Origin of the sequence: Streptomyces sp. AC550_RSS872, assembly GCF_019049285.1 — a bacterium.
In the GTDB taxonomy this organism is placed as follows: domain Bacteria; phylum Actinomycetota; class Actinomycetes; order Streptomycetales; family Streptomycetaceae; genus Streptomyces.
The window spans coordinates 76,934-90,198 of record NZ_JAGMUL010000011.1; the positions used below are offsets into that span (position 1 = coordinate 76,934).

Annotated in this window: 12 protein-coding genes; 10 read left to right on the plus strand and 2 right to left on the minus strand. The window is 70.7% G+C overall.

Annotated features, from left to right (window positions below):
• Positions 1–121: 121 nt before the first annotated feature.
• Positions 122–1,348 carry a glycosyltransferase family 2 protein gene (locus KUM44_RS04315; RefSeq protein ID WP_217206354.1) on the plus strand — a complete coding sequence of 409 codons (1,227 nt, stop codon included), beginning with the start codon at positions 122–124 and terminating at the stop codon, positions 1,346–1,348.
• Here the strand turns inward: KUM44_RS04315 and KUM44_RS04320 are convergent.
• Positions 1,317–3,362 carry a hypothetical protein gene (locus tag KUM44_RS04320; RefSeq protein ID WP_217206355.1) on the minus strand — a complete coding sequence of 682 codons (2,046 nt, stop codon included), beginning with the start codon at positions 3,360–3,362 and terminating at the stop codon, positions 1,317–1,319. The two genes, KUM44_RS04315 and KUM44_RS04320, sit on opposite strands and share 32 nt — an antisense overlap.
• Before the next feature lie 212 nt (positions 3,363–3,574).
• Between KUM44_RS04320 and proB the strand changes: the two genes are divergently transcribed.
• The 5 genes from proB to KUM44_RS04345 all read left to right on the plus strand — a co-directional run bounded on the left by proB (position 3,575) and on the right by KUM44_RS04345 (position 8,978).
• Positions 3,575–4,702, plus strand: a complete 1,128-nt coding sequence (gene proB, locus KUM44_RS04325) for a glutamate 5-kinase (RefSeq protein ID WP_217206356.1) — start codon at positions 3,575–3,577, stop codon at positions 4,700–4,702.
• A 459-nt stretch (positions 4,703–5,161) separates the two neighbouring features.
• A complete protein-coding gene (locus KUM44_RS04330) occupies positions 5,162–5,626 on the plus strand; it encodes a hypothetical protein (RefSeq protein WP_217206357.1) in 465 nt (154 codons plus the stop codon).
• 130 nt (positions 5,627–5,756) lie between these two features.
• Positions 5,757–7,043 carry a glutamate-5-semialdehyde dehydrogenase gene (locus KUM44_RS04335; RefSeq protein ID WP_217206358.1) on the plus strand — a complete coding sequence of 429 codons (1,287 nt, stop codon included), beginning with the start codon at positions 5,757–5,759 and terminating at the stop codon, positions 7,041–7,043.
• A 122-nt stretch (positions 7,044–7,165) separates the two neighbouring features.
• On the plus strand, positions 7,166–7,768 hold the full coding sequence (locus tag KUM44_RS04340; protein WP_217206361.1) for a hypothetical protein: 603 nt from the start codon (positions 7,166–7,168) through the stop codon (positions 7,766–7,768).
• Between the two features lie 121 nt (positions 7,769–7,889).
• Positions 7,890–8,978 (plus strand): hypothetical protein, encoded by a 1,089-nt coding sequence (locus tag KUM44_RS04345; protein WP_217206362.1) that lies wholly within the window; start codon positions 7,890–7,892, stop codon positions 8,976–8,978.
• 138 nt (positions 8,979–9,116) lie between these two features.
• Here KUM44_RS04345 and KUM44_RS04350 read toward each other — a convergent pair whose 3' ends face one another.
• Positions 9,117–10,232 carry a M48 family metallopeptidase gene (locus KUM44_RS04350; protein ID WP_217206363.1) on the minus strand — a complete coding sequence of 372 codons (1,116 nt, stop codon included), beginning with the start codon at positions 10,230–10,232 and terminating at the stop codon, positions 9,117–9,119.
• Between the two features lie 134 nt (positions 10,233–10,366).
• Between KUM44_RS04350 and KUM44_RS04355 the strand changes: the two genes are divergently transcribed.
• The 4 genes from KUM44_RS04355 to KUM44_RS04370 all read left to right on the plus strand — a co-directional run bounded on the left by KUM44_RS04355 (position 10,367) and on the right by KUM44_RS04370 (position 13,248).
• A complete protein-coding gene (locus tag KUM44_RS04355; RefSeq protein WP_217206364.1) occupies positions 10,367–10,528 on the plus strand; it encodes a hypothetical protein in 162 nt (53 codons plus the stop codon).
• 130 nt (positions 10,529–10,658) lie between these two features.
• Entirely contained in the window at positions 10,659–10,823 is a 165-nt protein-coding gene (locus KUM44_RS04360; protein ID WP_217206365.1) for a hypothetical protein, read from the plus strand.
• Between the two features lie 50 nt (positions 10,824–10,873).
• The gene (gene nadD, locus KUM44_RS04365) at positions 10,874–11,512 is read left to right on the plus strand and encodes a nicotinate-nucleotide adenylyltransferase (RefSeq protein ID WP_217206366.1); all 639 of its coding nucleotides are present in this window, start codon (positions 10,874–10,876) and stop codon (positions 11,510–11,512) included.
• A gap of 26 nt (positions 11,513–11,538) precedes the next feature.
• Positions 11,539–13,248, plus strand: a complete 1,710-nt coding sequence (locus KUM44_RS04370; RefSeq protein ID WP_217206367.1) for an LCP family protein — start codon at positions 11,539–11,541, stop codon at positions 13,246–13,248.
• The last annotated feature ends 17 nt before the right edge of the window (positions 13,249–13,265 follow it).

Consider the following 13,265-nt stretch of genomic DNA (forward strand, 5'->3'; position numbering starts at 1 on the left):
CGATGTTTGTGATGTGCGTCACGAAAACACAGGTTCTAGGCAACCGGTTGCATCGCTCGGCCGTCTATCAGGTAGCCAAAGAGGCGATACGGGGGAGATATCCCGTTAACGAGGGGGAAAAGTGACCGCTGCGCAGCCTGATGTGAGCGTGATCATCGGGGCGTACGAAGCGATGCCGTATCTGGTCGAGTGCCTGGCATCCGTCGAGGCACAGACGATCGACCCGGAGCGCATCGAGGTCATCGCCGTCGACGACGGTTCGACGGACGGGACAGGGGAGTGCCTGGAGGAGTTCGCGGCGCGGGCGGCGATGCCGGTGACCGTGATCCGTCAGGAGAACTCCGGCGGTCCCAGCGGCCCGCGCAACGTCGGCCTGGGCAAGGCCGCCGGGCGGTATGTCTTCTTCCTGGACGCCGACGACCGGCTGGGCCCCGAGGCCCTGCAGCGCATGGTCGCGATGGCTGACAAGAACGGCACGGATGTCGTGCTCGGCAAGGTCGAGGGTGTCAACCGCACCGCGCCCAAGTCGATGTGGGGCAAGACGCTGGACCGGACCGACGTCTACTCCTCCAACATCAAGTTCACCCTGAGCGCGCAGAAGCTGTTCCGCCGTGATCTGCTGACCCGCCACAACATGCGCTTCGACGAGTCCCTGTGGACCGGCGAGGACGCGCTGTTCACGATGGAGGCCTATCTGCGGGCCGACGGCGTCTCCGTGGTCGCCGACCACACCTGCTACTACCTGGTCGGCCGGGACGACGGCAAGCACGTGACGAAGAGCGGCGGCTACACCCTGCGCTTCGACTCCGCGCGCGCCCTGATGAACCTGATAGCCGAGCTCGTACCCGCCGGCGACCGGCGCGACCTGCTGATGGTCCGCCCGTTCCTGATCACCCTGCTGCCGCAGTTCGGGCCCGTGTACGCCAGGGACAGCGAGGAGGTCAGGCGCCACAAGCTGGAGCTGGCCAAGCCCCTCATGGACGCCTACTGGACCCCGGACATCGCCCGCCGCCTCAAGGTCCACGAGCGCCTGCGTCTGCACCTGGTCGCCGAGCAGCGGCCCGAGCTCCTCCTCCCCGTGGTGGAGTTCATCAAGGCCAAGAAGCAGGCAGCGGCCCTCCTGGAGAAGAAGGGCCGCCGTGTCTACCTCGTCTACCCGCACTTCCGGGACCGGACGGCGGGGATCCCCGACTCCGTCTACCTCGCCGAACCCCGCGAGGCCCGCGCCTTCCACGGGTATCGCGAGGGCGGTGCCGACTCGTTCCTGCGGCGTGCGATGCGCAAGGCGCGCCGGGTGCTGAGGGCCTCGGGCCGGGCTAGGCCGGGTGGGCGGGCCGCCGCGGCGTGACGGACCGTCGCTGATCCGGGATCTCGGGGGTCTCCGCCGCCAGTCGCTCGGCCATCCGGGCCCGGTGTTCCAGCGCGGCGGAACACAGCGACTGCACGGCCTCGTTGAAGCGCACCTGTGACGCCGGCTCGTCCGGCCCCAGCAGGTGACGCTTCAACTCCGCCCGCGCCTGAACCAGTTCGTCCTTCTCGGGGTGCCGCACCGCGTCCAGCAGCTCCGGCACCCCCGCCGCGTCCGGCGTCAGCACGGTCGCCGCGCGCGCGGTCGGGAAGGCCTTGCGGAACACGTCCTCCGCGAGGCCGCTGGTGTTCGCCACGGCATACGGCTTCCCACTCGCCAGGAAGTCGCTGATCACGCTGGACACATCGCTGATCAGCAGGTCCGCCTGGTTGAAGCAGGCGTACAGCGTGGGCCTGACGTCGGTGACGATCTGGTGCTCCCACTCGGGCAGCGACGCCCAGTAGGCCTCCTCCCAGGCGGCCGTGGTCCGCGCCACCGCCTCCGCCCGCCCCGGCTCCGGCGCCGACTGGAGCAGCATCCGCTCCACCTGATCGGCGCTCGCCCGCCCGGCGATCGCGGTCAGACGGTCCAGCTCAGCAGTCAGAAGGGCGAGTTCACCGGTGTCGCCCGGCCGCTCCCCGGTCCGCTCCCTGTTCGCCGCCCTGATCAGCTCGCGCATCCGCAGATCGGCCGCCCCGGCCCGCGGATCCACGGAGCCCGTCAGCGGATGCGGCTTGTACAGCAGCCGGACGGCCGGGTCCGCGAGCAGCGCGCGCACGAGGTTCTCGCCGGCCTCGATCACCGAGGTGTTGCCGGGATTGCCGTCCCAGCCCTCCCAGGTCGGGGCGTACAGGACGGTCGTGCACACTCCGGCCGGCGCGCCCTCGTACGGCCGTACGCCGTCCAGCTGCGGGCGGCCGATCTCCACCACGTCCTTGTCCTCGACGCCGACCTCGGCGTACGCATACCGCTCGCGCGCCGCCGGACCGGCCACCCACACCTCGTCGTAGGCCTTCGCGTACGGGTTGCAGGACGACAGCTTGTCGCTCTCCCCGTGGTTGACGAAGGTGTGCTTCAGCGTGGGGATGCGCAGGACCTGGGAGGTCTTGCCGGAGTTCGAGGGGTGGATGAGGACCTGTAGCGAGGACTCCTCCAGGCGCATCAGCGTGGAGACCTTCGGCAGACAGAGGATCGGTACGTCGGTCGGCGCGATCTTCTGCACCATGAACCGCTCCCGCAGCACGATCAGCGGCCGTCCGTCCAGCTGCGCCAGCGGCTCCAGCCACATGTTCGCCTGGTACGCCGAGGACGCGCCGCCGGAGAAGTAGAGCCCGACCGTCGGCCGGTACTCCGCCAGCCAGGCGTCCAGCCACTCCAGCGCCTCCCGCTCGCTCGCCGGGCGACGGCTCGGCAGCAGCCGTACGAGAAGGTCGTACAGGCCGAGGAGGGCGAGCCCCAGGGACAGCGCGATGCCGAGGGCCCCGCAGCGGGGGTCGTCGGTGGCCGCCGTGGCCAGCAGGCCCGCCGTGGCCGGGAGGCCGAAGACCAGCAGCCGGTGGGCTGGGCGGCGCAGCAGGACCGGCGGTGCGGCGGACAGGCGCAGGGCGGAGGCGTCGATGTTGCGGGTGAGCACCGGCAGCGTGCGGGTGCGGCGGACCAGCACCGAGACCCCCTGGATCGCGCAGTGCAGGGCGTAGAAGGCGAGCAGCCCGGCGACGAGCGGCGTGTACAGCGTCTCCCGTTGCTGCTCGCCGAGCCGCAACAGGGCCACGACCAGCAGCAGGTCCCGCAGTACGTGGCGCACGGTGATGTCCGCGTGCGACTTGGCGAACACCGACAGCACGCCACGATGCCAGCGGTACAGCACGCCCTCGACGGCCAGGGACACGACCGTCGCGGCGAGCAGCAGCGGGACGTGCGGGCGCAGCGCCGCCACGGCCTGGGCGCAGAAGGCGGCGGCCAGGAGAGCCGTGACGAATGCTCTGGCCGGAATGCGGGACAGGGGTGCGGGCAACGCGGTCACTCCAAGGTCGGCGCGGGACGTCGTGCGCCCGGGTTAACGCGTGGCGGCCTACAGACGACACGCATGTGTCCTGGGGGGCCCGGAGCGAGACCGAGCGGCCACCGCCCGCCTGTCCGGGGGCTGGAATCCCCGCGCGCCGAACGATCCACTTCGCGTAGATTGCCGAGCAGGCAACCGGCTGCACGCGAGGGGAAAGAGCACAGGTGGCAGGGGCAAGGCAGGGTGTGCGCGAGGCCCGCAGGATCGTCGTCAAGGTGGGCTCCTCGTCGCTGACCACCGCGTCCGGCGGCCTGGACGCCGACCGCGTGGACGCGCTCGTCGACGTCCTGGCCAAGAGCCGCAGCGGCGGGGAGAAGGAGGTCGTGCTCGTCTCCTCGGGCGCCATCGCTGCCGGGCTCGCCCCGCTGGGCCTGCGCCGCCGCCCCAAGGACCTGGCCCGCCAGCAGGCCGCCGCCAGCGTCGGCCAGGGCCTGCTCGTCGCCCGCTACACCGCGTCCTTCGCCCGGCACGGTGTCCGTGTCGGCCAGGTGCTGCTGACCAGCGACGACATGAGCCGCCGCGCCCACCATCGCAATGCCTCGCGCACCCTCGACAAGCTCCTCGCGATGGGCGCCTTCCCGATCGTCAACGAGAACGACACCGTCGCCACCGACGAGATCCGCTTCGGCGACAACGACCGCCTGGCGGCCTTGGTGGCCCATTTGGTACGAGCGGATCTGCTGGTACTGCTGTCCGACGTGGACGGCGTGTACGACGGTGACCCCAGCAAGCCTGGTACGTCGCGGATAGCGGAGGTGCGTGGGCCGGAGGACCTCGCGCACGTCGAGATCGGCACCGCGGGCAAGGCCGGTGTCGGCACCGGCGGCATGGTCACCAAGGTCGAGGCGGCCCGGATCGCGGCCGCGGCCGGTATCCCCGTGGTCCTGACCAGCGCGATCCACGCTGCGGAGGCGCTGCACGGCGGCGACACCGGCACCTACTTCCACGCCACCGGCAAGCGCTCCGCCGACCGCCTGCTCTGGCTCCAGCACGCGTCGACCCCGCAGGGTTCGCTGACGCTGGACGACGGCGCGGTCCGGGCGGTCGTCGAACGCCGCACGTCGCTGCTGCCGGCCGGCATCGCCGCCGTCGAGGGCGACTTCAGCGCGGGCGACCCGGTCGAACTGCGGGACACCGCCGGGCGGGCGGTCGCGCGCGGGCTCGTCAACTTCGACGCCAAGGAGATTCCGCAACTGCTCGGCCGTTCGACGCGGGAGCTGGCGCGGGAGCTGGGCGCGGAGTACGAGCGCGAGGTCGTGCACCGGGACGACCTGGTGATCCTGGAGCCATAGACACCTCGGCGAGCCGGCACCGGTCGGCGTCCCCCGGCCGAAAACGGGGGAAACGCCCCGCTTCAAACGTGGCCCTGAGGTGGACGTTCCGCGCTGCGTTGCCCCGGGGGCAACCCCCGGACCTCCCGCCGAAAACGGGGGGAACGCCTCGCTTCAAACGTGGCCCTGAGGTGGACGTTCCGCGCTGCATTGCCCCGAGGGCAACCCCCGGTCCCCCGGCCGAAAACGGGGGGAACGCCTCGCTTCAAACGTGGCCCTGAGGTGGACGTTCCGCGCTGCATTGCCCCGGGGGCAACCCCCGGACCCCCGGCCGAAAACGGGGGGAACGCCCCGCTTCAAACGTCGCCCTGAGGTGGACGTTCCGCAAAACCGCCCCGCGAGCCCTTGCGGCCTGCTCAACTTTGTCTCAGGGACATTCCGTACGACCACCGAGTCGGTCACTGCGTAAAGGAGGCCGTCGTGAGACGAGTGCGCCCTGGGACGGCGTCCCGCAGTGCCGGTGGGGCCTCGTCCCGCGCGGCCGGTGAGGAGCGCGCCTTGACGAGCGTCGCGGCCGGCGACCGGTACGAGGAGCCCAAGGACCTGCCCCGCCTGTGGCACGTCACCCTCAGCGTCTCCGGTCAGGAGGCCCCGCTACAGGAGGTGCGGCGCGCCCTCGAACAGCTCGCCCACGACCACCCCTTTCTGCTGACCAGCAGGTACGCGGGCGACCACGCCGAGATCCGCTACTGGGAAGAGGCCCGCGACCTGCACGACGCGGCCGCCGTCGCCCTGCGCCTGTGGGGCGAGCACCGGCAGAGCGCTGGGCTGCCGCCCTGGGAGATCGTCGGCCTGGAGGTCATCGACCGCGAGACTTACCACCAGCGGATCGCGGAGGGGTACGGACTGCCGCCGGCGAGCCCGGTGGGAGTACATCCCTATTGACCGGCCTTGTGCGCCTTGAGGCGGCTCGGGTGCCTTGAGTGGTCCTGTGCCCCTTGAGTGGCCTGTGGTGCTTGTCTCGGGGTTTGGAACGAGCGCTGGACCGGCCTCGCAGTCGCACTACCCTTCTTTCATGACCACGCTCTCGCCGTACGACTCCATGTCCCCGGTCAACCGGGCCGCCTACCGCGCCAAGTCCGCCGCCGCCGACCTCGCCCCGCTGCCGCGGGCCGAGAAGGACGACGCGCTGCTCGCCATCGCGGACGCGCTGGAGGTCCGTACGAGCGAAATCGTCGAGGCCAACGCCCGGGACATCGCCAAGGCCCGCGAGGCCGGCACCAGCGAGGCGATCATCGACCGGCTGACGCTGACCCCGGAGCGCGTGCGGGCCATCGCCTCCGACGTGCGGGACGTCGTCGCGCTGCCCGACCCCGTCGGCGAGGTCGTCCGCGGGTCCACCCTCCCCAACGGCATCGACCTGCGCCAGGTCCGTGTCCCGCTGGGCGTGGTCGGGATCATCTACGAGGCCCGCCCGAACGTCACCGTCGACGCCGCCGCCCTCTGCCTGAAGTCCGGCAACGCGGTGCTGCTGCGCGGCTCGGCCTCGGCGTACGAGTCGAACAGCGCACTCGTCCGGGTGATCCGCGACGCCGTCGGCGGGGCCGGGCTGCCCGCCGACGCCGTACAGCTGGTGCCCGGCGAGAGCCGCGAGAGCGTGCGCGAGCTGATGCGCGCCCGCGGGCTCGTCGACGTGCTGATCCCGCGCGGCGGCGCCTCGCTGATCCAGACCGTCGTCACCGAGTCCATCGTCCCCGTCATCGAGACCGGCACCGGCAACTGCCATGTCTACGTCGACGCCCACGCCGACCTCGACATGGCGATCGAGATCCTGATCAACTCCAAGGCCCACCGCGTCAGCGTCTGCAACGCGGCCGAGACCCTCCTGGTCCACCAGGACATCGCCCCCGAGTTCCTGCCGCGCGCCCTGGACGCCCTCGCGGAGGCCGGCGTGACCGTGCACGCCGACGAAAGGGTGCTGGCGTACGCCAAGGACTCCAAGGCGACCGTCGTCGAGGCCACGGCGGAGGACTGGGAGACCGAGTACCTGTCGTACGACATCGCCGCGGCGGTCGTGGACTCGCTGGACAAGGCCGTCGAGCACATCCGGCTGTGGACCTCCGGTCACACCGAGGCCATCGTCACGACCTCGCAGCAGGCCGCCCGCCGGTTCACCCAGCTGGTCGACTCCACGACGGTCGCCGTGAACGCCTCCACCCGCTTCACCGACGGCGGCCAGTTCGGCTTCGGCGCGGAGATCGGTATCTCCACCCAGAAGCTGCACGCCCGGGGGCCGATGGGGCTGCCCGAGCTGACCAGCACGAAGTACATCGTCACCGGGGACGGGCACGTACGGCGCTGAATGATCCTCCGCGCTCGGGGGGCGCGTCCCTGCTGACAGGGGGCGCGCCGGAGGGCCGGACGGCGCGCGCCGCACCCGAGGTGTCTCGCAAGCCGGATGAATTTCCATACCGTCTGCCCAAAATGACCCCCCGGGACTACTCTGGATCCGTGCCGGAGGACGTGGGGGGCACGCCGTTCCCTGACGGCTGGGAGCCCGACGACGACCACGACCGCGGGGTGTCGGACGAAGAGTTCGCCTCCGTGGTCTTCGACGAGGCCTTCGTACAGGCGGCCGTGGTGCACGAGCCGACCGCCGTGGAGCGCCTCCTGGCCGCCGCCCAGGCCAGAGCGGAGGCCTCCGAGGCGGAGGCGCGCCGGGCGCCTGGCCGAGGCGAGCGGTACGACGAGGCGTACGGCCCCGACGGCCGCACCGCTTTCGGCCATGATCCCGAGCTGGACGATCTGGATGACCCGGACATCCTCGAGGATCGTTACGGCGCCCCCGGGACATACGGCAAAAAGGTCCGCTGGCACCGCCCCGTCGCCTGGCTGCTCGCCCTCGTCATGGGCATCGGCATGGTCGCGCTGGCCTTCGCGGCGGTCTACCGGGGTGCCTCCTCGAACAGCCGGGACCAGGTCCCGCCGCCGGCGTCCACAGGCCTCGAACAGGGCAGGGAAGCGTCGCCCTCGGCGTCCGCCGACTACTCGCAGCCGGCCGCCTCGGCGACGCCGCGAACACCGTGACCGGAACCCGATCGAGGGCCTGAGCACTACGGAGGGCAGCCTTCCCTCCTGGTGAGAACCTGTCAGAACTTGTCGTGTAGCAGGGCGTTTACGTGACCTCCCGGCGACCTACCCTGAAGATATGGGAGGGCCAGGAGACCCACCTGACGGGACACCCGAGGGCAGCCCCGGAGGTGGCGAGGACGAGTACCGATCCGTCGTCTTCGACGAGTCGTTCGTCCGCGCTGCCCGCCTCCAGGAGTTCTCCGCGCAGGAGCGCATGGCCGACCACGCGCCGGCCGTACGCCGCGCGCCACTGCGCCGGGGCCTGTCCCGGCAGGCGCTGATCCTGGTCCTGCTGATCGCCGTGGCCTTCGGTACGGCGATCTACATGGGTGTACGGCACCCCTACCAGACCCCCGCGAGCTCAGGGCCGCCCGCCGAGCCGCTGCGTATGACCGTCATCCCGCTCGCCCCGCAGGGCAAGGTGCCCGGGGCGACCGATCCGGAGTACCTGTACGCCCACAGTCCCGCCGCTCAGTTCCGCATCGGCGCCGAGGGCATCCCGCTGCCGGCCGCCCGGCGCACCGCGCACTTCTCGGACAGTCAGGTGACGAACGCGCTGAGCATCGCGAAGGACTACATCGTGCGGTCCGCGCTGTATCCGGAGGTGCTGACCGGCGAACAGATCCGTCCGGTCCGGGTGCTGCTGGATCCCGACCAACTGGACCAGTTCGACCAGAGCTTCGGGCATCCGGCAGCCGACGGGCGGCACGCGCCGACCGGGTGGCTGGTTCGCTTCGACGCCTCCCAGACCGAGCTGGCCGACCGCAGGATCCGGGTGCAGGGCACGCTCCAGGCGGCGGAGACCGACGCCGCGACGCTGGAGGTCACGGCCGATCACACGTTCGTGTACGCGCTGCGGGCGGCGGCTGCGCAGGCCAGGGCCGCGGGGGAGAAGGCGGCCGAGGCCTCGCTGTTCACCGTGCGGCGGGAGCTGCACTTCCGCTTCGACCGTGAGGACCTGCGGCTGCGCCAGACCCAGCTGGTCGTCTCCTACGTCCAGGCGGGGCCGCTGTCCTGCGCCGAGGACTCGACGAACCGGCTGCATCCGCTACTGGCGGGGCAGACGGCCAAGGAGGGCGGACCGGCGGGGACGGATCCGTATGCCACGGGTGGGGCGACGGCGCTGTGCGGGTCGTTGGCGGCGGGGTCGCAGCCGAAGGTGTGAGCGGGACCGCCCACGGCGGGTGAAAGAACTCAGCCCCTCCGGCGTTTGAGGAGCGGGGTCTGGGGCGGAGCCCCAGAAGGATGGGACGGGTAGGGGCGGCGGGGGCGAGGAAACCGCTGCGCAAGCCACAGGTGGCCGTCAGGCGTTGTCCCCGCCGTCGTCTCGCCTGACGTCGTCCCGGCGCGGCTCCTCCCTGGGGGCCGTACCCGTGAAGCCGCCGAAACCCCGTCGTACCCGGCCGCCCAGGTCCCCCGCGCCACCCGCGATGTCCGTGACCAGCTTCATCAGGGGGTCCTTGGAGGACTTCACGTGGGTGGTGTAGTGGGAGGCCGACTCGCGGAAGGAGTCGGTGACCGAGGTGTCTTTGTCCTCCGAGCGGCGCGGGTAGTGGCCGTCCATGATCCGCTGGTGGTCGCGGGACTCGGCCCACTTCTTCAGCTCGGCAGCGCGCACCGTGGTGAAGGGGTGGGAGCGAGGCAGCACGTTCAGGATCTTCAGGACGGAGTCGCGCAGGTCGCCGCCCGCCTCGTACTCCTCGGCCTGCTTCAGGAACGCGTCCACGTTCATCTCGTGCAGATGGTGGCCGCCGGCGAGCTTCATCAGGCCGCGCATCGAGGCCGTGAGGTCCTGGCCGACGAGCAGACCCGCCCGGTCGGCGGACAGCTCCGACTTGCGGAACCACTCCCGCAGCGCGGTCACGATCGCCATGATCGCGATGTTGCCCAGCGGGATCCAGGCGACCCGGACGGCGAGGCTGGTGAGGAAGAGGAGGATCGTGCGGTAGACCGAGTGACCGGAGAGAGCGTGGCCCACCTCGTGGCCCACCACCGCCCGCATCTCCTCCTCGTCGAGCAGCTCCAGCAGCCCCGTGGTGACCACGATGATCGGCTCGTCCAGGCCGATGCACATCGCGTTCGGCACCGGGTCCTGGTTGACGTACATCGGCGGGACCTTCTCCAGGTCCAGGATGTAACAGGCGTCCCGCAGCATGTCGTTGAGGTGCGCGAACTGCTGGTCCGAGACCCGGACCGAGTCCGACAGGAACAGCAGCCGGAGACTGCGCTCCGGCAGCAGGCCGCTCAGGGCCTTGAAGACGGTGTCGAAGCCGCTGAGCTTGCGCAGGGCCACCAGGGCCGAGCGGTCCGCCGGGTGTTCGTACGCACGCGAGGAGATCCCCGGGAAACGCCTGCGCTGCCTGCTCGGCACGTTCTCGTGCCCGCCCTGCTCGTGGCCTTCGGACATGTCATCCCCCATGTGCGTCTGGATCACCGGCTATGGCTCTGTGCGGCCCTTTACGGAGCCTTGTTCCGCCCTTTGCGCCCCCGAAGCAGAGCCCAGCCTAGGCGGAGTTACCGTGGACGGGCACTACAGCGAAGGAGTTCCGCGTCATGGAGCACAACCCCCCGGCCGCCTGGCTCACCGAGGCCGCGAGCGCGGCCGAGCAGCAGGGGGCGGGGAATCTGCTCCGGGTGGTGCTGATCGTGATGGTCGTGGGTTGTGTGCTGACCGCGTGGTTCCTGTTGCGGGGCTACAGGCGGAAGGACGACTGAGCCCCCGGGAAGGTTCCCCACCCGCCGCCCTGGCGCCCCAACGGTGGAGTCGGCGTGATCCCCGTCATGGCGCCCGCTTACGATGGGCCGACATCTTTATCCCGCCCACACCCGATAGGTCACGCCGAAGATGAGCTTCCACAGCGCCGCTGCCCAGTTGGTCACCCTCGCCGCCGAGGGCGAGGAGCACGGGGGCAATCACGAAAGCATCAGCCCGTGGCTCACCGGGGGTGGCGCCTTCGTCATCCTGCTGCTCCTGCTGTGGATCACCACCCGCTTCAACCGCGACCGCTGAGTCCCGGACAGGCCCTGGGCTCTCAGGCGGGGCCGGTAGGGTCTGCACGCATGGGAGAGCAGGACATGCCTACCGGCCCCGGAAACGGCCCGTCGAACCCCGGCAAGCGCCGCCTCGGCGTCATGGGCGGAACGTTTGACCCGATCCACCACGGCCACCTCGTCGCGGCCAGCGAGGTAGCCGCGCAGTTCCACCTCGACGAGGTCGTGTTCGTTCCCACCGGCCAGCCATGGCAGAAGAGCCACCGGCATGTCTCCCCGGCCGAGGACCGCTATCTGATGACGGTCATCGCCACGGCCGAGAACCCCCAGTTCTCCGTCAGCCGCATCGACATCGACCGCGGCGGCCCGACGTACACCGTCGACACCCTGCGTGATCTACGCGCGCTCAACCCCGACACGGACCTCTTCTTCATCACCGGCGCCGACGCCCTGGGCCAGATCCTGACCTGGCGGGACTCGGAGGAACTGTTCTCCCTCGCGCACTTCATCGGGGTCACCCGGCCCGGCCACGACCTCACCGACGCCGGGCTCCCGGAGGGCGGTGTGTCGTTGGTCGAGGTTCCGGCTCTGGCCATCTCGTCCACCGATTGCCGCGCGAGAGTCGCAAAGGGCGACCCCATCTGGTATCTGGTGCCGGACGGAGTCGTGCGCTACATCGACAAGCGCGAGCTGTACCGCGGCGAGTGAGGCGAGTGAGCCGAGAGGGGCGACCGGTGAACGACCGATACGACGCGGGGGCCGCGGGATACGAGGCCGACCAGTACGAACTCGTCGGCTACGACGAGTACGGGCAGCCGGTCTACCGGCAGATCCCGGCGCAGCAACAGGCGCCCCAGCAGCAGTACGACCCGTACGGACAGCAGGGCTACGGCTACGACCCGTACGCGACCGGCCGGCAGCAGCCGGTCCCGCCGTACGACCCCTACGGGACCGGCGACACCGGCCAGCAGCCGCCCACGCCCGCCTACGACCCGTACGGCACCGGTACGCACCCCCAGCAGGGCGCACACTCGCCGCCGTACGACCCGTACGGCCGTACCGCCACCAGCGGACAGCAGCACCGGGTCGCCGAGCAGACCGCCTACATCCCGCAGCAGGCCGGGCCGGTCGAGGAGCCGCAGCTCCAGGAACGGGGTGACCGGGGCGACCGGGAGTACCACACCGAGCAGTTCTCGTTCGTCGAGGAGCCCGACGGGGACTCCGAGGACGTCATCGACTGGCTGAAGTTCACCGAGAACCGCACCGAGCGCCGCGAGGAGGCCCGGCGACGGGCACGCGCGCGTGTGGTCGCGCTCGTGGTCGTCCTGGCGGTCGTGGCGGCGGGCGGGGCCGGCTACCTCTGGTACGCCGGGAAGCTGCCAGGACTGTCGTCGAGCGACAGCAAGGAGGGCACCGCGACGGCCGTGGGCGCCCAGAAGCGTGACGTGATCGTCGTCCATCTGCACAACACCAAGAAGGGCGGCACCTCCACGGCCCTGCTCGTCGACAACACCACCACCAACCAGGGCACCACCGTCCTGCTGCCGAACTCCCTCGCCCTGACCGGCGACGACGGCACGACCACCCTGGCCAAGTCGGTCGACGACGACGGATCCTCCGGGACCCGCGACGCCATCGACACCGTCCTCGGCACCGAGATCCAGGGCACCTGGCGGCTGGACACCCCGTATCTGCAGAACCTCGTCGACCTGGTCGGCAACATCGAGGTCGACACCAACGCCGACGTGCCCGACCCGGACGCCAAGGCCAAGGGCAGCGCGCCCCTCGTCCGCAAGGGCAAGGCCCAGACCCTCAGCGGCAAGATGGCCGTGGCCTACGCCACGTACCAGGCCTCGGGAGAGGCGCAGAACGCCCAGCTGGAGCGGTTCGGGCAGGTCATGCAGGCCACGCTGCGCAAGCTGACCTCGGACACCCAGGGCGCCACCGTCACCGTGCAGACGCTGGGCATGATCATCGAGCCGCCGCTGACCGACAAGGACCTCGGCGCCTTCCTCGCCAAGCTCGCCGAACTCGCCAAGGGCGGCGACTACAAGACGGCCATGCTGCCCGTCCGGACCGACGGCACCCTCAGCGCCCGGGCGAGCGCCGCCGTCGTCAAGGACGTCCTCGGCGGCACCGCCAAGAGCCCCGACAAGGGCGCCGCGGTCCGCGTGTCCATCCGTAACGCCAGCGGCGTCAAGGACAACACCGAGAAGGCCCGCGTGGTGCTGCTGAACGGCGGCTTCACCTTCCTGGAGGGCGGCACCGCGTCCGCCGAGGCCACGTCCGAGGTCGTCTACGCCGACACCGCCGACAAGGCCGACGCCACCGAGGTCGCCAAGACCCTCGGCCTGTCCGCCGACGCGGTCACGAAGGGCGACGTGTCGGGGAACGCGGATGTCTCGGTGGTGCTCGGCCAGGACTACAAGCCGTCGTCCTCGTAGCCGCAGCGCGCGCAAAA

Coding starts and splice junctions, on each gene's coding strand:
- KUM44_RS04335 (WP_217206358.1), top strand. CDS start 5,757: ATGACCACGCTCTCGCCGTACGACTCCATGTCCCCGGTCAACCGGGCC.
- KUM44_RS04340 (WP_217206361.1), top strand. CDS start 7,166: ATGACCCCCCGGGACTACTCTGGATCCGTGCCGGAGGACGTGGGGGGC.
- KUM44_RS04345 (WP_217206362.1), top strand. CDS start 7,890: ATGGGAGGGCCAGGAGACCCACCTGACGGGACACCCGAGGGCAGCCCC.
- KUM44_RS04350 (WP_217206363.1), bottom strand. CDS start 10,232: ATGGGGGATGACATGTCCGAAGGCCACGAGCAGGGCGGGCACGAGAAC.
- KUM44_RS04355 (WP_217206364.1), top strand. CDS start 10,367: ATGGAGCACAACCCCCCGGCCGCCTGGCTCACCGAGGCCGCGAGCGCG.
- KUM44_RS04360 (WP_217206365.1), top strand. CDS start 10,659: ATGAGCTTCCACAGCGCCGCTGCCCAGTTGGTCACCCTCGCCGCCGAG.
- nadD (WP_217206366.1), top strand. CDS start 10,874: ATGGGAGAGCAGGACATGCCTACCGGCCCCGGAAACGGCCCGTCGAAC.